At 72.1% G+C, this 17,013-nt stretch carries 20 protein-coding genes; 5 read left to right on the top strand and 15 right to left on the bottom strand.

Features of this window, described 5'->3' with window-relative positions; translation table 11 throughout:
- Nucleotides 1–107: 107 nt before the first annotated feature.
- The 6 genes from ACZ6JS_RS11380 to ACZ6JS_RS11355 form a co-directional block, all read right to left on the bottom strand.
- Nucleotides 108–323, bottom strand: a complete 216-nt coding sequence (locus ACZ6JS_RS11380; protein WP_469297406.1) for a hypothetical protein — start codon at nt 321–323, stop codon at nt 108–110.
- A 56-nt stretch (nt 324–379) separates the two neighbouring features.
- Nucleotides 380–748 (bottom strand): hypothetical protein, encoded by a 369-nt coding sequence (locus ACZ6JS_RS11375; RefSeq protein ID WP_469297405.1) that lies wholly within the window; start codon nt 746–748, stop codon nt 380–382.
- A 103-nt stretch (nt 749–851) separates the two neighbouring features.
- A complete protein-coding gene (locus ACZ6JS_RS11370) occupies nt 852–1,451 on the bottom strand; it encodes a class F sortase (RefSeq protein WP_469297404.1) in 600 nt (199 codons plus the stop codon).
- Between the two features lie 234 nt (nt 1,452–1,685).
- Nucleotides 1,686–1,835, bottom strand: coding sequence for a hypothetical protein (locus tag ACZ6JS_RS11365; protein WP_469297403.1), 150 nt, complete (start codon nt 1,833–1,835; stop codon nt 1,686–1,688).
- Between the two features lie 113 nt (nt 1,836–1,948).
- Nucleotides 1,949–2,704 (bottom strand): CbtA family protein, encoded by a 756-nt coding sequence (locus ACZ6JS_RS11360; protein ID WP_469297402.1) that lies wholly within the window; start codon nt 2,702–2,704, stop codon nt 1,949–1,951.
- 61 nt (nt 2,705–2,765) lie between these two features.
- Nucleotides 2,766–2,981: a CbtB domain-containing protein gene (locus ACZ6JS_RS11355; protein WP_031156410.1), complete on the bottom strand. Its 216-nt coding sequence runs from the start codon at nt 2,979–2,981 to the stop codon at nt 2,766–2,768.
- 190 nt (nt 2,982–3,171) lie between these two features.
- Between ACZ6JS_RS11355 and ACZ6JS_RS11350 the strand changes: the two genes are divergently transcribed.
- Nucleotides 3,172–3,636: a histidine phosphatase family protein gene (locus ACZ6JS_RS11350; protein WP_469297401.1), complete on the top strand. Its 465-nt coding sequence runs from the start codon at nt 3,172–3,174 to the stop codon at nt 3,634–3,636.
- Nucleotides 3,637–3,699: 63 nt separating this feature from the next.
- On the opposite strand, the gene pucL is transcribed toward ACZ6JS_RS11350, so the two are convergent.
- The 5 genes from pucL to ACZ6JS_RS11325 form a co-directional block, all read right to left on the bottom strand.
- Nucleotides 3,700–4,617, bottom strand: a complete 918-nt coding sequence (pucL, locus tag ACZ6JS_RS11345) for a factor-independent urate hydroxylase (protein ID WP_469297400.1) — start codon at nt 4,615–4,617, stop codon at nt 3,700–3,702.
- A 263-nt stretch (nt 4,618–4,880) separates the two neighbouring features.
- The gene (locus ACZ6JS_RS11340) at nt 4,881–6,230 is read right to left on the bottom strand and encodes an aminotransferase class III-fold pyridoxal phosphate-dependent enzyme (RefSeq protein WP_469297399.1); all 1,350 of its coding nucleotides are present in this window, start codon (nt 6,228–6,230) and stop codon (nt 4,881–4,883) included.
- 396 nt (nt 6,231–6,626) lie between these two features.
- The gene (locus ACZ6JS_RS11335; protein WP_469297398.1) at nt 6,627–6,998 is read right to left on the bottom strand and encodes a hypothetical protein; all 372 of its coding nucleotides are present in this window, start codon (nt 6,996–6,998) and stop codon (nt 6,627–6,629) included.
- 204 nt (nt 6,999–7,202) lie between these two features.
- Nucleotides 7,203–7,406: a cold-shock protein gene (locus tag ACZ6JS_RS11330; protein WP_030030412.1), complete on the bottom strand. Its 204-nt coding sequence runs from the start codon at nt 7,404–7,406 to the stop codon at nt 7,203–7,205.
- A gap of 280 nt (nt 7,407–7,686) precedes the next feature.
- Entirely contained in the window at nt 7,687–8,427 is a 741-nt protein-coding gene (locus ACZ6JS_RS11325) for a PP2C family protein-serine/threonine phosphatase (protein WP_469297397.1), read from the bottom strand.
- A 155-nt stretch (nt 8,428–8,582) separates the two neighbouring features.
- On the opposite strand from ACZ6JS_RS11325, the gene ACZ6JS_RS11320 reads away from it, so the two are divergent.
- The 3 genes from ACZ6JS_RS11320 to ACZ6JS_RS11310 all read left to right on the top strand — a co-directional run bounded on the left by ACZ6JS_RS11320 (nt 8,583) and on the right by ACZ6JS_RS11310 (nt 10,893).
- On the top strand, nt 8,583–8,882 hold the full coding sequence (locus tag ACZ6JS_RS11320; RefSeq protein WP_469297396.1) for a hypothetical protein: 300 nt from the start codon (nt 8,583–8,585) through the stop codon (nt 8,880–8,882).
- A 69-nt stretch (nt 8,883–8,951) separates the two neighbouring features.
- The gene (locus tag ACZ6JS_RS11315; RefSeq protein ID WP_469297395.1) at nt 8,952–10,328 is read left to right on the top strand and encodes an FAD-binding oxidoreductase; all 1,377 of its coding nucleotides are present in this window, start codon (nt 8,952–8,954) and stop codon (nt 10,326–10,328) included.
- Between the two features lie 133 nt (nt 10,329–10,461).
- Nucleotides 10,462–10,893 (top strand): type IV pili methyl-accepting chemotaxis transducer N-terminal domain-containing protein, encoded by a 432-nt coding sequence (locus tag ACZ6JS_RS11310; RefSeq protein ID WP_469297394.1) that lies wholly within the window; start codon nt 10,462–10,464, stop codon nt 10,891–10,893.
- Nucleotides 10,894–10,966: 73 nt separating this feature from the next.
- Here ACZ6JS_RS11310 and ACZ6JS_RS11305 read toward each other — a convergent pair whose 3' ends face one another.
- Nucleotides 10,967–11,530 (bottom strand): potassium channel family protein, encoded by a 564-nt coding sequence (locus ACZ6JS_RS11305; RefSeq protein ID WP_469297393.1) that lies wholly within the window; start codon nt 11,528–11,530, stop codon nt 10,967–10,969.
- A 64-nt stretch (nt 11,531–11,594) separates the two neighbouring features.
- On the bottom strand, nt 11,595–12,278 hold the full coding sequence (locus ACZ6JS_RS11300) for a GAP family protein (RefSeq protein WP_469297392.1): 684 nt from the start codon (nt 12,276–12,278) through the stop codon (nt 11,595–11,597).
- A 176-nt stretch (nt 12,279–12,454) separates the two neighbouring features.
- Between ACZ6JS_RS11300 and ACZ6JS_RS11295 the strand changes: the two genes are divergently transcribed.
- Complete coding sequence (locus ACZ6JS_RS11295; RefSeq protein WP_469297391.1) at nt 12,455–12,847, top strand: SHOCT domain-containing protein; 393 nt, start codon at nt 12,455–12,457, stop codon at nt 12,845–12,847.
- Nucleotides 12,848–12,898: 51 nt separating this feature from the next.
- Here the strand turns inward: ACZ6JS_RS11295 and ACZ6JS_RS11290 are convergent, their stop codons facing one another.
- Both ACZ6JS_RS11290 and ACZ6JS_RS11285 read right to left on the bottom strand, forming a co-directional pair.
- A complete protein-coding gene (locus ACZ6JS_RS11290; protein ID WP_469297390.1) occupies nt 12,899–14,272 on the bottom strand; it encodes a hypothetical protein in 1,374 nt (457 codons plus the stop codon).
- Nucleotides 14,273–14,386: 114 nt separating this feature from the next.
- The gene (locus ACZ6JS_RS11285) at nt 14,387–16,951 is read right to left on the bottom strand and encodes an ABC transporter permease (protein ID WP_469297389.1); all 2,565 of its coding nucleotides are present in this window, start codon (nt 16,949–16,951) and stop codon (nt 14,387–14,389) included.
- Nucleotides 16,952–17,013 lie beyond the last annotated feature (62 nt).

The raw sequence follows: 17,013 nt of genomic DNA, 5'->3' as shown, positions 1-17,013 counted from the left end.
GTACCCCCCCCCCCCCCCCCCCCCCCCCCCCCCCCCCCCCCCCTCCCCCCCCCCCCCCTCCCCCCCCCCCCCCCCCCCCCCCGCCCCTCCTTGTCCGCTCGCCGCCGCTACGCGGCCGAGCCGCCGGCAGAGGTCCTCGCGCCGACCTTCCGGGAGGCCGCCGGCTGCGAGGCCGCGGTCTGCTGCGGATCACCCTCGTCCTCCACGGACGGGGCCGGGGTCTTCGGCGGAGCGGTCGGCTCGGACTGGCGGACGGGCGGTGCGAAGCGGGAGACCTCGGCGCGGAGCATGGCGTTCAGAGCGGCGTACGGGTCGATGGGCATGGCGGAACCTCACGGTGCTCAGGGGGTGTGGGGGATGCGCTGGGGACTCGGTCCGCTCAGCAGCGCAGCACCACACTGCGCACCGTCCGCAGGGACGGGCCGGTCTCTCCGGTGCGGGGCCCGCGCCCCGGACCCTCGCCCTGTTTCACGTGAAACAGGGCGAGGGTCCGCTGTACGCACAGCGGCCCGCGCGCGGTCGACCGTACGGCTGCGCGTGCCTCGGGATCGGCGGCGGGATCCGACTGGCCCTCCGCGGGTTCGGCGGGCTCGCCGGGAGCCGTGGGCTCCGCGGGGGCAGAGGAGGCCGGGCGGTACTCCGCCGCGGCCGCACCGGCCGGACCGGCGCCGAACACGCACAGCAGCACGACGCAGGCCGCGGTGAGCGCCCTCGTCAGTGCCGTGCGTGCGTGCAGCCTCCAGGTCATGCGAGGGGTGTGCCCCGCCACGCCGGAAGACTCCCGGACGGACCCCGAGAAGCCCCCGACCGGGGGACGAAGACCCACCCCTCGGCTGACAGCCCCCCAGATGTCAGCTACTGCTGCGGTGCCCCGTGAGCCGGGCCAGCACGGCGGTCTCCCCGCCGATCAGCCGAAGTTGGGCGCCTCCGGGCGGCTCCTCCCGGACGGAAGCCCTGCCGGGTGAGACCCCCACGACGGTGAACACGGCCGTCCGGCGGTCCGCGCGCTGGATCTCGATGGTCCGGCCCCGCCGCAACTCCCCCAGCCGCAGAGCGGTTCCGGTGACGACGGCGGTTCCGGCGGCGCCCGGCGCCGGCCCCGCGGAGTCCCAGGACGCCTCCTCGCCGTCGACGCCGAACGGCACGTCGACGCCCAGGCTCGGGATGCGCAACCGCACTGGGCGGGCTGCTCTCAGGGGTCCGGAGACCGTCCTCAGCGGCCCGGCGGCGATCCTGCGCGGCCGGGCCGCCGCCCCGGGGCGGCTCTCGCCGGACTGTTCCAGTTCCCGCACGAGACGGCGGTGGCCGGACAGTCCCAGCGCCCGCGAGGGCAGCGCGTCGTCGGTGGTCGCGGCCGCGGGCGCGGCACCCTCGGTCCGCTGCAACACCACGACGGTGCTGGACAGCAGAGCCACCGTCAGAGAGGCGACGACCCACTTGGCGCGGGGCATGGGATTCCCTCCTGTCCGGCTCGTGCGGCCGGGTCATGTGAGCAGTGGACACTTCCTCTGCCCATCGGCACACCGTGAAACACGAGAGGCTGACATGGAGTCACGGGCGTGTCTTCGCACGATCGGGGAGTCTTCGCAGCTCGCGCCGGTTCGGCGCACCGACCGCCGGGGCCGTCGTGGATACGCCCGAACGGGTGAGGGGTCAGTGGTGCTCGGTGACCCCGGCCCGCGGGGTCACAGGACGACGGCCGCCGTGCCCGCCCCCATGAGCGCGGCGGCCAGGTGCATGGCCGGATGGCCGTAGTCGCCGTACCAGAGGTGGCGGGCCAGGCCGCCGAGCGCGGCCAGGGCGGCGATGATGCCGATCTGGCCGAACAGCGTCACGGCGCAGCAGGGGGCCAGGAGCAGCAGGAAGGAATTTAGCCAGAAGGGTGCGGCACCCGTCCAGCCCCGCCATTCCCTGATCGCCGTCGCCATGGACTATCGGCCTTTCATCGTCAACTCGTCGGCAGCACAGCCTCCTTGGGTGCGGGAGTGGGCACAAGGGCCCGGTCGGCTAGAAAACCGAAGGCCAGGCCGAAAGTCGTCCACAACGTGGTCTGGATGGCCAGGGACGCGAGGCGGAAGTCCCAGATCAGGGTGGCGGGGAAGCCGGCCGGGACCTCGTCGACCCCGGGCAGGACGGCGTATGAGATTCCGATGAGTACGACGAAGGCCGCGCCGGCGGCCACCGACGCGTTCCAGTTGCCGAGCTTCGGCGCGAGCCGCCGCCCGAGGATGACCGCGCCCGCGGCCAGCAGCACGCTCAGCACGATCATCAGGAGGTAGAGGGCGGTCCGACGGGCCGCCGTTTCGGGGTCGCCGACGGCCGGGGGGTTGGCGGGGTACTTGAAGAAGGGCACCAGGGTCACGGTGACGAACAGGCCGGTGGTGACCAGCGCTGCCGTGGCCCGCGGGCCGAAGCGGCCGATGCGGCCGGACGCGAAGCAGTGGACGAGCGCGGCGAGGCCGCCGAGCGCGACGCCGTAGAGCACGACGCCAGTGGCGAGACCCGCCGTGGCCTGGAGGGCCCGGCTGACCGGGGCCTCCCCGCCGTGGTCGTGTCCGGCCCCGGCGGCGGCCTCTTCGATGGCGATGGCCGCGTCCACCTCGGACTCACCGAGGAGGTACGCGACGAGGAAGGCGGCCACGCCGGCCAGCAGGCCGGCGAGCATGCCCCGGACGAGCAGGGTGCGGGGGGATGCGGAGTTCATGGTTCGGTCCCTTGCTGAGACGGATCCCTTGCCGGGGGTGGTCGTTGGCAGGGGAAGCGGATCAGTGGCAGGGGAAACCGAGCAGGTGGCGGCCGTCGTGCAGCCACTCGTGGATGGTCTCGCCCTCGAAGACGGCGGTGGCGCCCTGCTCGGCGCCGACGAAGTAGAGCAGGACCAGCATCAGGACGCCGACGAACACCGCCCAGGGGGCGAGTGCGGAGAGCGAGATGGGGGCGATGGCGGGGGCGTTCGTCGTGGGCACGGCGGAGTTGGCCATTGCAGAACCTCCAGAGGGAACACGCGTCCCGGTCAGTGGTGCGCTCGACGACGGTGACGGGTCTGACTTCCCCTCCCCCTCCGGGAGGATTCACAGTGGCGCGACCGTGCCGGATTCTCACCGGTGCTTCCGTCATACCGTCGTCATGGACTTGTCTCGTTCGTGACGGTACCGCGCTTAGGCTCCCCTTATGAAGAGTCAGTCGGTGCGCGTTCACCTCGTGCGCCCCCCACTGGACACAGCGGCCCGCCAGGGCCGTTTCGGTCACGCGCGGCCGTGTCCCGGCCATGAGGGACTGCGCGGGCCGGACACCGGGGAGTGGGCCGGACGCACCCTGGAGGAGGTGGCGGCCGAGGCCCCGGAGGCCCTGCATGCCTGGCTGACGGATCCCGGGTACGCACCGCCGGGCGGGGAGTCCGTGGACGCGCTGATCGCCCGCGTGGGGGCGGAGCTGGCGGCACTGGCCCCGGGCACGTACCGGGCCGAGGTCGACCAGGCCGTCGTGCGGGCGGCCGTCGTGTACGCCCTGGAACTCCCGGCGGTTGCCTTCTGGCGGCTCGACGTGCGGCCGGAGTGGGTCACCACGCTGACCGGGAGGGCCGGGCGCTGGAACCTCCTCGTCGGCCGGCCTCAGGACGAACTGCCCCGCACATAGCGGAACACCCGGCCCGGACCCCGCGACGCGGTCCGGGCCCGGCTCACGACGGGCGTGGGCGTGTCACGCCACGATCCAGTCGGACGTCGCGATCACCGGCTGCACGCCGTCACGGTGGACGGTGCCCTCGATGAGGCCGTACATGCGGTCCGCCGCGAAGTAGACCTCGTTGTCGTTCTTGAGGCCGAAGGGCTCGAGGTCGACGAGGAAGTGGTGCTTGTTGGGGAGGTTGAGCCGCACCTCGTTGACCTTGGGGCAGTTGTCGAGCACCCGCTCGGCCATCTGGTTCAGGGTCTGCTGCAGCGAGTACGAGTACGTCTCCGCGAAGGCCTCCAGCATGTTCTTGCGGACCTTCCTGTATGCCTGGTCCCAGTCGTGTCCGGGGTCGTCGGCGGCCAGCGCCGAGTGTGCCCAGCGCGCGGTGACCTTGGTCGCCAGGATGCGGTCGTACGCCTCCTTGAGCGTCGTGTACCTGTCCTTGATGTAGCCGTGGAACTCGGAGTTCGTCGAGTTCATCACGGTCAGGTCCTTCAGACCCGAGATGACCTGCAGGCCCGTCGTCTCGCTGTAGGTGATCTGCGCGGTGCGCACCTCCTGGCCCTTGAGGGCGAAGGAGTGCTGCTCCTTGCGCGTCGGTACGGGGATGCGCTCCCAGGCGAATTCCTCGATGCGGATCTGGGCCTCGCGGATCGGCGCCTGCGAGGAGACGAAGTGCTTGGCGAGCAGGATGCCGAAGGCCTCCGGCGACTCGATGCCGTGCTCCTTGCCGAAGGCGTACACCGTGTTCTTGGTGGTGTCGGTCGGCAGGCAGTTGGCGTTGTCGCCGGTCAGGTGGACGTCGCGGAACTCACCGCGGAGCGCGACCGAGACGTTGAGGTCGCGGATCTCGTGCCAGGAGCCGTCGTTGCCCTTGCGGGTGACCTTCACGATGCGGTTCTCGGCCTTGCCGTACTGGTTCTGGGCCAGGACGTGCTTGCTCATGCTGTCTTCCTTCGGGTACTCGGGAACACGGAGTCCGTACTTCTGGATCCCGTACGCCCGGCGTCCAGCGGTCTTCCCGCTCCCCGCCGTTCGGCCCCGAGGGGGCCGCCCCGGGACTGACGTGCATCCCGGTCCGTAGGTGCTCGGCCTGTTTCGACGTAGGTGGCCTGCACGGATTGCAGCATGCGTACGGGGCGTTGACCACCGCACGGATCCTCCGAACACCAGCACCGGCGCATTGGGCGACCCCACAGACCCGCAGGTCAGATGGTGTGCGCGTCGGCCACGGCCAGGGCCTCGTCCAGGATCTGCAGCCCCTTCGCGACGTCCTGCGGCGAGATGTTGCAGGCCGGCGCGATGTGGATCCGGTTGCCCGCGATCAGCGGCCAGAGCCCGCCCTTCTTGCAGGCGGCCCCGAACTGCGCCATCGGCGCGTTGTCCGCCCCGGCCGCGTTGTACGGGACCAGCGGCTCGCGGGTCTCCTTGCTGCGGACGAGTTCCAGGGCCCAGAACGTGCCGAGGCCGCGGACCTCCCCGACCGAGGGGTGGCGCTCGGCGAGCGTGCGCAGGCCGGGCCCGAGGAGCTCGTCTCCGGTGCGCGCGGACTGCTCGACGACGCCCTCCTCCTCCATGACGTTGATCGTCGCGACCGCGGCGGCGCAGGCCAGCACGTGCCCCGAGTACGTCAGACCGCCCGGGTAGGGCCGGCGGGCGAAGGTCTCGGCGATGTCCGCCGAGACGGCCACACCGCCGAGCGGTACGTAGCCGCTGGTCACGCCCTTGGCGAAACAGATCAGGTCGGGGGTGACGTCCCAGTGCTCGGAGGCGAACCACTTACCGGTGCGGCCGAAGCCGACCATGATCTCGTCGAGGACGAAGACGATGCCGTAGCGGTCGCAGAGCGCCCGTACCCCGGGCAGGTAGCCGTCGGGGTGCACGAGCACGCCGGGGGCGCCGCCGACGGTCTCCAGGATGATCGCGGCGATGGACTGCGGGCCCTCGAAGACGATGGTGTCCTCCAGGTGGCGCAGGGCACGCGCGCACTCCTCCGCCTCCGTGGTCGCGTAGAAGGGCGAGCGGTAGGCGAAGGGCCCCCAGAAGTGCACGACGCCGGCGGTCGCGGAGTCGTTGCCGAAGCGGCGGGCGTCACCGGTCAGGTTGATCGCGGTGGAGGTGGCGCCGTGGTACGAGCGGTACGCGGACAGCACCTTCGGCCGCCCGGTGTGCAGCCGGGCCATGCGGACGGCGTTCTCCACCGCCTCGGCCCCGGCGTTCGTGAAGAAGATCTTGTCGAGGTCGCCCGGAGTGCGCTCGGCGATCAACCGGGCGGCCTCGGAACGCGCGTCGACGGCGAATCCGGGCGCGACGGTGCACAGCCTGGCCGCCTGCTCCTGGATGGCCGCGGTGACCTTGGGGTGCTGGTAGCCGATGTTCGTGTAGACCAGGGCGCTCGAGAAGTCGAGGTAGCGATTGCCCTGGTAGTCCCAGAAGTACGACCCCTCGGCGCCGGCGACGGCGAGCGGGTCGATGAGCTCCTGCGCCGACCAGGAGTGGAAGACGTGCTTCCGGTCAGCGTCTTTGACGGTCCTGAGGGCGTCGGCTTCTGCGTTCATGAAACGAGCGTAGACGTCCAGGATGTGGACGTGGCGGGGGTCGCCACGCGTCTCCCGAGGCATGCTGCGGCCCCGCGTCGACGCGCCGGAACCGGAGCCCGCGGCGTCCGGGGCCGGAGCTCCGGGAGCCGGGGCGCCGGCGCTCGTAAGAAGCCGGAGGCCGCGACAACCGAGCAGGGCGGGGCCGCGCCACAGCTCCAGGGCCTCGCCCAGCACCCGGTCGGCGGCCTCGGGGGCCGGGCCCAGCGCTGGCGGCACTCGGCTGTGGGCCGCTCGCCCCGCAGTCGTGTCCCCCGGCCCGACGCCGCTTCCGTCCTCGCCCGTCCGTCCAGGGCGCCCCGGCATCGAGATCCGCATGCGGACGGTGTGCGGCGCGGGGGCCGACCGGGGCAGCGGCTATTTGTCGGAGTAGCTGAAGTCCCCCACGGTCCAGGCGCTGACGTCGCCGAGGGCGATCCGGTACATCCCGCCGGTCTCGGGGATGCCCACCGGTCCCTGGAGGATGCGCGCCACGTGGAAGTGCAGGTGCGAGGGAGGACCGGCGGGATGTCCGCCCGTGTTTCCCGGGGAGCTGAACACCTCGGCGAACGGGCCCAGCTGGTCGGAGTCCCGCAGGACCTCCGCCACGCGCTGGCGCCAGACGCGTTCGGGGGCGAGGCGGCCGGTGATGACGGCGCCGTTCACGACGACCGTCAGGGACATCTGATTGGTCTGTTCCGACTCGACCTTGGCGGCGAGGTCACGGAGCAGGTCGTCAGGGATCGACATGGGCAGGGACTCTAGCAAGTGGGCCCGGCCCCTGGCGCTGGTTCCGCCGTGACGGCGGCCGATTTCCGGCGGGCGCGGAAGCGGGCCCGCCGCCCGCACGCAGAGGTGCGGGCCGCGGGCCCGTTCGCCTTCGCGGCGACGTCGGCGCCGACGCGGGTGTCGGCGCAGGTGTCGGCGTCGGCTTCAGTGCCGGTCTCGCCGGGCTCAGGCGGGAACGATGTTCTCGGCCTGCGGGCCCTTCTGGCCCTGCGTGACGTCGAAGGTGACCTTCTGGCCTTCCTGGAGCTCACGGAAGCCGGAAGTGGCGATGTTCGAGTAGTGGGCGAAGACGTCCGCGCCGCCACCCTCCTGCTCGATGAAACCGAAACCCTTTTCCGCGTTGAACCACTTCACGGTGCCGGATGCCATGCGCGTTCTCCTTTGGGGCAGTGCCCGGGCCGCACTGTGCGGACCCGGCGTCGCCGAGATGATTGCCCCGACCGGAAATCGAACCGGAAATGAAGAGTGCACCCACCGGAAAATCGGGTGAGAGCACTTGTAAGCTTTTGGGGACCACAACCGCAACTGGCGTCACCGTAGCACAGTGATAACCGGAGAACCGGTAAAGCCTTTCCGGCCCGATAATTCCGGCGTCGCGTCACCGGATAGCCGGTCCTGAAATCCGATGAGCGGTAATACGGTAATACGGTCAGGCGCCGATGCGTAGCAGCGCGAGGGTGATGTTGTCGGGTCCTCCCGCGTCGATCGCGGCCTTCCAGAGCTCGAAGGCAGCCCTGCCGTCGTCGTGCACCCGCAGCAGCTCCTCGATCGCGTCGTCCGGCACCGGGTCGGTCAGCCCGTCGCTGCACACCAGGTAGCGGTCCCCCTCCGCCAGCGCGAAGGTCTCGATGTGCGGGGTGATCGAGCTGTGGCCGCGGCTGCCGCCGAGGACCTGCGTGACGGCGGAAGTGGTGCGGTGCCCGGGCACCGGGGGCGGACTGTCGTCCACGCTCACCTGGCGCAGCCCGTCGCGCGCCGCGTGGAACACCTTGCTGTCGCCTACGTTGAAGGACAGCAGTGACTCGGCCAGGACGAGGGCGCCCGCGACCGTGGTCCCCATCGCGGTCAGGTCCGGCCGGCCGTCGGTGGCCGAGTACACCGCGTCGTTGCAGAGGTTCAGCGCGTCGCCGACGGCCTCCGCGCAGTCCAGTGAGGGGCCCAGCGAGGAGAGCTGGCGCACCACGAGCTCGCTGGCCACCTCTCCGGCCGGCTGCCCGCCGAGCCCGTCGGCGACCGCGACGACGAGCGGTCTGCCGAAGGGGAACACCAGCGTCTGGGGATTCTGGGTCACGGTCCCGCACAGGGTCCACGGCCCGATGACGAGGCTGTCCTCGTTGTGCTCGCGGACCAGCCCGACATGGCTCAGGGCGGTCACAGCTATGTACGTCACCTCGACGTCCCGCCTCTCCGCAACGGCACCGGCAGACGCGTCCTCCGCCACCATTGTCGCGCCGCTCCGGCATGCGGGGCGCGGTTTGCCGGAGCACGCTGGTCCTGGAGCTGCCTGTCCCCCGACGGCGGCCGGGCCAGGAAGGACTGCCGCAGATGTTCGCACGATTGAGCACCTACCAGGGTTCACCCGTCCCCGCGGAAGGGGACCTGGTCGCGCATTCGGAGGAGATCGTCCGGCAGGTACGGGACGCACCCGGCTTTCGGGGCGTCTACTACCTGGTCGACCGGGCCACCGGGGAGGCCAAGTCGCTGACCCTGTGGGAGGACGAGCGGAGCATGCGCGACAGCGAGGAACTGGCCAGCCGGATCCGCGAGGAGACCGCCCGGCGGGAAGGCCAGCAGATTGTCGGGGTCGACCACTTCGAGGTGGGCTTCAGCCATCTGGAGCCGTAGCGGCAGCCCCAGGCGCACGCGTCTCGGCGCGGCGTGGGAGCGAGGTACGAAGGGCGAGGAGCGATGGTCATGGGCAAGCTCTCGATGGACCAGCTGCGGGAACGCGTTCGCGGGGCGGTCGTCACCCCGGACGACGACGCCTACGAGGCGGCGCGCGCGGTGAACAACGCCATGATCGACCGGAGGCCGGCCGCCCTCGTGCGGTGCGCCAACGCCGGCGACGTCATGGCGGCGGTCGACTTCGCGCGGGAGAACGGGCTGGACCTCGCGGTCCGCGGCGGCGGGCACAGTGTGCCCGGTTTCGGCACCTGCGACGACGGCGTGGTCGCCGACCTGTCCGCGATGCGCGGGGTCCGCGTCGACGCCGCGCGCCGCACGGCGCGCGCTGAGGGCGGTGCGACCTGGGGCGACTTCAACGCGGCGACGCACGCCTACGGGCTGGCCACCACCGGCGGGATCATCTCCACCACCGGCATCGGCGGGCTCACCCTCGGCGGCGGCATCGGCTACCTGTGCCGCGGGCTGGGTCTGAGCTGCGACAACCTGATCTCGGCCGATGTGGTGACGGCGGACGGCCGCATCGTCGTGGCGAGCGAGGAGGAGAATCCCGACCTCTTCTGGGCGCTGCGCGGAGGCGGCGGGAACTTCGGCGCGGTGACCTCGTTCGAGTACCGGCTCAGCCCGGTCGGGGACATCTACGGCGGACCGATGCTCTTCGAGCTGGACGACGCGGCGACCGTCCTGCGGTCGTTCGCCGAGTACATCGCCGACGCTCCGGAGCAGCTCGGCGGCTTCCCCGCCTTCCAGCTCGCCCCGCCGCTGCCGTTCATCCCGGCGGACCGGCACGGCGACCCCTTCGCCCTGATCGTGGCGTGCTGGGCCGGGCCGCTCGACGAGGGGGAGCGGGCCCTGCGGGCCTTCCGCGACTTCGCCCCGGTGGTGGCGGAGCACGTCGGGCCCATGCCGTACCCGGCGCTCAACAGCGCCTTCGACGCGCTCGTGCCGCCCGGCCTGCAGCACTACTGGAAAGCCAATTTCGTGACCGAGCTCAGTGACGCCGCGATCGAGGCGCACCTGGTGCACGGCCCGAAGCTGCCCGCCGTGAACTCGACGGTCCACATCTATCCGATCAACGGCGCCTGCCACCGCGTCGGGGCGGAGGAGACCGCCTTCGCCTACCGCGACGCGTCCTTCGCCACCGTCATCGCAGGGATGTGGCCGGACCCCGCGGACAACGACGCGAACATCGCCTGGGTCCGCGACTACTACGAGGCCACCGCCCCGCACTCGGAGGAGGGCGGCTACATCAACTTCATGGCCGAGGACGACCAGAGCCGGATCAGGGCCAACTACAGGGGGAACTACGACCGTCTGGCCGAGGTGAAGCGGACGTACGACCCGGGGAACCTCTTCCACCTCAACCAGAACATCCGGCCCGCCGCCTAGTGGGGCCGGTGGCCGGCCCGGGCCGTGGCGGGGCGGAGCGGTGCGGATGCGGGCAGTGTCCGCTTGTGCATATTTTGTCGTAGTACCGGAAGGTCCCGTACGCCTGGTTTGCCCGATTGAGGAAGGCCCCTCCATGAAGCGTTTCCCGGTGGTCGGTGTGCTCTGCCTGAGCGCGGTCTTCGGCCTCAGCGCGTGTTCCGACGACAGTTCCCCCGCCGAGGAGGCCACCGAGGCCGCGGCCGACCTGTGCACCGATCTGAACGCCCTCAAGGCCGACAACGCCAAGCTGAAGGCCCTGAACCCCGCCGTCGCGACCAAGGACGAGATCAAGGACGCCTACGACGCCGTCCAGGAGGACTGGGAGGACGTCAAGGAGAACGCGAACAAGATGAAGGACGCGGAGCGCGAGGCGGTCCAGTCCGCCGCCGAGAACCTGAAGAAGGGCTACGAGGACCTGCCGGGCGACACGACCGGCACGGAGGCGCTCACCCAGCTGCAGCCCCAGATCCAGTCGCTGGAGCAGGCCACGACGGCCGCCTCCTCCGGCCTCAAGTGCCCCGGCTGACAGCCGGCTCCTGCGCGAAATGGCCCCGTCCGGCCCCCGGACGGGGCCATTTCCGCGCGACGGGGCGCGCGGCTCAGAGCTCCTCGTCGTCCACGAACGGCGGTCCCCCGCGCCGCTCACCGCCACGCCTGCGCATTCCGATCTTCACGGCCCCGAAGAGGGCCTTGGCGATCACGCCCACCACGATCAGGTCGGCGATCATCTGCACGGTGACCAGCACCCGTCCGGTCCCGGTCGTGGCGGCGATGTCGCCGAAGCCGACGGTCGCGAACACCGTGACCGTGAAGTAGAGGGCGTCCGTGCGGTCCAGCGGCTCCGTGAAGGTCGCCGGGATGCTCTCCGAGAGCATGAAGTACGTCGCGGAGAAGACCACCAGGAAGAGCGGCACGGCGGTGGCCATCGCCTCGAGGGCGCTCAGCCTCGGATACTGCGACCGGGTGATGGCGTTGACCTGCCAGGCCGTCAGCAGGGTGAAGGCGAGCAGCCCCAGTACGAGCGTGAGGACCGTCAGCACGCCGAAGCCGCCCTCCAGGGGGGCCAGGTAGTACAGCGCCGTGAGCAGCACGACCGAGCCGGTCGCGCGCAGGCAGTGGCCCAGGAGGACGCGTCGGTGGCGGCGGGCGGCGTTGCGTTCCATGCCTTCAGGAGAACGGCACCCGCCGTATCCGGCGACCGGAGCGGCGGGCTTCCCGGGTCCGACGTCAGTGCGTGAGGTCGTAGAGGCTCCTGGCGACCAGCCACACGCCGAGGAGGAGACAGCCGAGGACGATCGCCGGGTCCTTGTGGTCCGACAGCCACGCCCGCATGCCCGTCAGCGCCAGGGCGGCCCGCTCCGGGGCGAACACCATGTACAGCTCCATCGCCAGCAGGGTGGAGGTGGCCAGGAGGCAGAAGCCGAGCAGGGCCAGGTAGGTGGCGCTGTCGGAGAGGTCCGCCTGGAGGACCGTGGCGGCGGCCGCACCGACCATGCCCCACGGCTGGAGGAGCACCCCGAGCCCGGCCGCGGACCACACGGACGTCCGGTCCATCCGGGAGAGCGCGCTCGGCTCCTCGACGGAGCCGGACCGGGGCCCGCCGGACTTCGGGGCGGCGCCCGCCACGGGGCGCCGCCGACGCCGGTGCTCGGCGTACGCCACCAGCCCGACGCCGATGGCGAGTCGGACCGCCAGGCCGGCGGTGGACGGCGGGGAACGCGGCGGTGGGGGCTCGCCGCCGGTGATGAGCAGGACGATGGCGATCACGACGACGAGGCAGCCCAGCCAGGCGAGGATGAAGGCGAGTCCCTTCCACACGCCCCCGGGTGCGGAGACCACCAGCACGAACGCCATGATGGGCAGCGGATTGAGCGTGATCATCAGCCCGATGACGATCAGGTCAAGCACCATCGGCTGTTCCCCGTCGAGCGGAACGGGCCTTCCTCGTGAACGGAGGAAGGCAATCTCATGCGTCCATGGTCACGCTGTCCCGCGCATGGGTGCAATAGATGCCGCTTTTGCTCCGCATGCGGAGCAACCGACCCGCCTGTATCAATGAAGTACCACGTGCATGATCGGAGTCGGGCATGGACGACTATCCACTTCTCAACCTCTTCTGGACGATGCTGTGGTTCTTCCTGTGGGTCATGTGGTTCTTCCTGCTCTTCAAAATCATCACGGACATCTTCCGTGACCACAGCCTGCACGGCTGGGGGAAGGCGGGATGGCTCGTCCTCGTGCTGCTGGTCCCCTTCATCGGCGTGTTCGTCTACGTCGTCGCGCGCGGCCGCAGCATGCACGAGCGCGATGCGAAGCAGATCAAGGAGAACGAGGCGGCATTCCGCTCGTACGTCCGCCAGGCGGCCGGCAGCGGTGGCGGCGGCAGCGCGGACGAGCTGAGCAAACTCTCCGCGCTCAAGGACAAGGGCGACATCAGCCAGGAGGAGTTCGACCGGGCCAAGGCCAGGATCCTGGCCTGAGCCGCACGGGTCCGGCAGGGCCCGCCCCGCCCGGGGCGGTGCCCGCCGGACTCATCCGCGTTCCGGCCGGTCGCCCGTTCCGGGCCCCGGACCTGGCTCCGGCGCCGCTCCTGCACCGGCTCCCGCCTCCGCGCCGTCGCCGACGCGCCCGCCGGCCGCCAGCAAGGCCAGCACGGCGAGCACCGCGAGCAGGATCAGCACCAGCAACAGCACCGTCAGCACCGTCGGGTGGTTCCACAGCGCGAACACGAGCACGACGACGAGGAGCGCGCCCACGGTCAGTGCGTGGCGGTGGGCCTCCACCCACCGGCCGGCGCCGCCGGTGTGCACCCCGTGTCCGGCGCCCCAGCGCGCCGCGGAGTCGGCCGTACGGTCGGCCCGGCCGCGCACGCCGCGCGGCAGACGGCCGGCGCCGGACAGGTAGGCGCCGAGCGCCACGACGACCCCGAGGACCATCGCGGTCCGCAGACTGACCCGCAGGAAGCGCACCAGGGTGTCGAAGACGGCTGCCGCCGCCTCCGGGGACTGCACCTCCTCCGGAAGGTGGTCGAGGTAGTACCGGCGGCCCACCACCAGGGCGACGGCGACCAGCAGGCAGGCGAACGCGGCGCACAGGGCGGTGGTCACGAGGGCCCGGCGCCGGCGCCGCGCGAGCAGTACGCCGGCCGCGCCCAGGACGACCGTGAGGATCGGCAGCCAGTTGCCGAGGACGTCGAGCAGGCGCACCGCGCCCCTGATCTGCCCCAGCTTGTCGTTCTGGAAGAGCACCATCTGCTTGTCGACCTCGGGGATCTTCTCCGCCGGGGAGACCCCGGCGGCCACGAGCTCTTCCTTGACCTTGTCGACGGCCTCGCCGATGTCGAGTGTGACGGTGCCGCCGTCGACCCCGACCGCACCCCGGCCCTTGCCGGTGAGCGCGTGCACCACGGCGTTGTGGGCGGCACGGTTGGCCACGGTCCACACGTTCTCGAACCGGTCGCTCTCCACGAACCGGGTCGCCACCTTGGAGACGACCTGGTCGGCGGCCGAGTCCAGCTGCGGGCCCAGTGCCTTGACCGCCGCGCCCACGCGCGGCGGAAGACCCTGGGACTCCAGCCACTTCGCCAGGTCGGCCGTGACCTGGGAGCCGTCCACCTTCACATCGGCCGCCTCCGTGATGCGGTGGACGGCCGCCTGTTCGATCGCCGGGTTCGAGGCGAGCGGCTCGACCGTGGAGACGTACCGGTCCGTGTCCAGCACGATGTCGTGCACCCAGACGGTGAGCAGGGAGACCGGCACGAGGATGCACGTCAGCGTGATCAGTACCGCCGAGAGGGTGCTCTTCGCGATGCTCCCCCCACGCGATCCGCCGCCGGGGGCAGCGGCCGGTCGGGAGGGCGGCGCCGCGCCGCGCGGGTCGCCGGGTGACGGGGACGGCTCGCTCATGGCACTCCCGGGACGGCTGGGCAGCGGCGGGGCGCGGCGACGGCCGCGCCCTGCCATTGGACCCAGACCATCGCGGGACGCGCCTGTTCAGGTGGGCCCTCCAGGTGACACCCCCTAAGCCTCGGCGACCGCGCACAGCGGGCCCAGTGCCGCCGCCCGGCGTGCGGGGAGGACCGCGGCGGCCGCGCCGATCACCGGTGACAGCAGGGACACCAGCAGCAGCGTCCCCCACGGGAGCGCGAACGAGTACTGGGCCATCGCGCCGTTCGCCAGCGAGCCGACCGCCCAGGCGCTGAACACGCCGCCCGCCAGCCCCAGCAGGGTTCCGAACGCGGCGACGATCACGGCTTCGAGCCGGATCATCCGCCGGACAGCGGCCCGGTCCATGCCGATGGCGCGCAGCACGCCGATCTCCCGGGTCCGCTCCGAGACCGACATGGCCAGGGTGTTCACGATGCCGAGCGCACCGACCCCCGTGCCGACGGCGAGCAGCCCGTACATCAGGGTCAGCAGGTCGCCGATGCTGCCGGCGGCCTCGTGGACGAGGGCCGTCCGGTCCTGGACCTTCAGCAGCGGGTTGTCGCCGACCGCGGTGCGCAGCCGCTTCCCGACGGCGTCGGAGGCGGCGCCGTCTTCCGTGCGCACGAGGATCCGCTGCACGGAGCCGGGCAGGAAGCCGTGCTGCCGCACCTCGCCGAGGTCGCCGAGCGCGTCGCCGGCGACGGGGTTGTCCCGGTAGACGCCGACGACCGTGTACGGCCTCAGGTCCTGGCCCCGGCCGATGCGTGCGGTGATCCGGTCGCCGGCGGCGAGCCCCTGCTCCCGGGCGAGGGCGGCGGAGACGGCGATCCGGCCCGGCCCGAGCTCTTCGGCGGAACCGCCGGTGAAGTCCAGCTTCATGACCGCGTCGACGGCGTCCGGGTCCACGCCCGTGATCTGCCGGACCCCGCCGCCGACGAACAGCGACACGTCCGCGACGGCCGCGGCGGTCCGCACCCCCGCGGCGGCGGCCACCCGCCGGACGGCGGCCGGTTCGATGCCGTGGGTGGGGGCGCGGGTGCCGATCACGTAGTCGGCGCCGAGGCCCGCCGCGGCCTGCCGGTCCAACGCCTGGGCGGTGGAGTGGCCGACGACGGCGAGCCCGGCCACCAGCGCCGTACTGATCATCAGGGCGGACGCGGTGGCAGCGGTGCGCCGCGGGTCGCGCAGCGCGTTCTCCCGGGCGAGGCGGCCGGCGGCGCCGAACCGGCCGGTCAGCCGCCCCGCCAGCCGGATCACCGGTGCGGCGAGCAGCGGTGCGAGCACGATCAGGGCGACGACGAGGACGCCGCAGGCGAGCATCGCGTCCTGGAGGTTCTGCGCCGACGCGTCCTTCACCCCGCTCAGCGACACCAGCAGCCCCGCGCCGAGGACGAGCAGGACCAGTCCCGCGGCGGCGCGAATCCGCGAGCGCGCTGCGGAGGGCGGCTGCTGCGCCGAGCGCATCGCCTCGAGGGGGGCGACCCTCGCCGCCCTGCGGGACGGAAGCCACGCGGCGAGCACGGTGACCCCCATGCCGACGCCGAGCGCGGCCGCGACGGGCCGCGGGCCGATCACCAGCGGCCCGTCGGGCAGGGTGTCCTGCGCGGTGCCGAGCAGGCCGGGCAGTACGGCGGCGACGCCGAGCCCGAGCAGGAATCCGGCGGCGGAGGAGACGAGCCCGACGAGGGCGGCCTCGGCGAGCACGGAGCCGGCCACCTGGCGGCGCGAGGCGCCGATCGCCCGCAGCAGTGCGATCTCGCGGGTGCGCCGCGTCACCAGCATCGTGAACGTGTTGACGATGAGGAAGGAGCCGATGAACAGCGAGACCCCGGCGAAGACCAGCGGCAGCTTGGCGTGACCACGAGTCAGGGTGTCGACGTAGAGGGCTTGTTGCGCTGCCTGCGCGGCGCCGGTGGTGGCCTCGGCCCGCCCCGCGGGGAGTACGGAGGCGACCCGGCCGGCGAGGTCGGCCTGGTTGGTGCCTGGGGTGGCGGTCAGGTCGATCCCGGTGTACCGGCCGGGCGAGGCGAACAACTGCTGGGCGGTGGCCCTGTCGAACAGGGCGAGGGTGCCGCCCGCGGTCACCCGGGTGTCCTGCGTGGCGACGATGCCCACGAGCCGTTTGGTCATCACCGGGCCGTCGGTGGCCAGGGTGATCGTGTCGCCGATGCGGAACCGGCCGGCGGCGGCGGTGCCGGCGTCCACGGCGATCTCCTCGCCGCTCCGCGGGGCATGGCCCTCGGCCAGCGGATACCGCTCGTCCTCGCCGTCCGCGCCGGGTACGTGGGCAGCGCCGAGGTTGGCCCAGGCCTTGCCGGCCCGGAGCGGGGTGCCGTCCGCGGCGGACAGGGTGGCCGAGCCGTCGGCGGCGGGCCGTACGGCGGCGACACCGGCCACGCCGGCCAGTTTCCGGACGAGTGCGTCGTCCAGGACGTTCGTGCGGTCTTCGCCGGGGGGTGCGTCCGGGGAGTCCTTCGGGGTCACGCTGACCGCGATGCCGGCGAAGTTCTTCGAGGCCGCGGCGCGGTAGGCGGCGGCGGAGGAGTCGGCGAAGACGAGGGTGCCGGAGACGAAGGCGACACCGAGGCAGACCGCCAGGACGGTCATGGCCAGACGGGCCTTGTGCGCGAGGACGTTGCGCAGGGCTGTTCGCAGCATGGGGAGCTTTCGGGTGCGGGTGCGGGTGCGGGTTCGAGTGCGGGGTCGAGCGCGGGGAGGCG

Source organism: Streptomyces sp. NPDC046349 (genome assembly GCF_055587885.1).
This window is presented reverse-complemented; position numbering and strand designations above follow the sequence as displayed.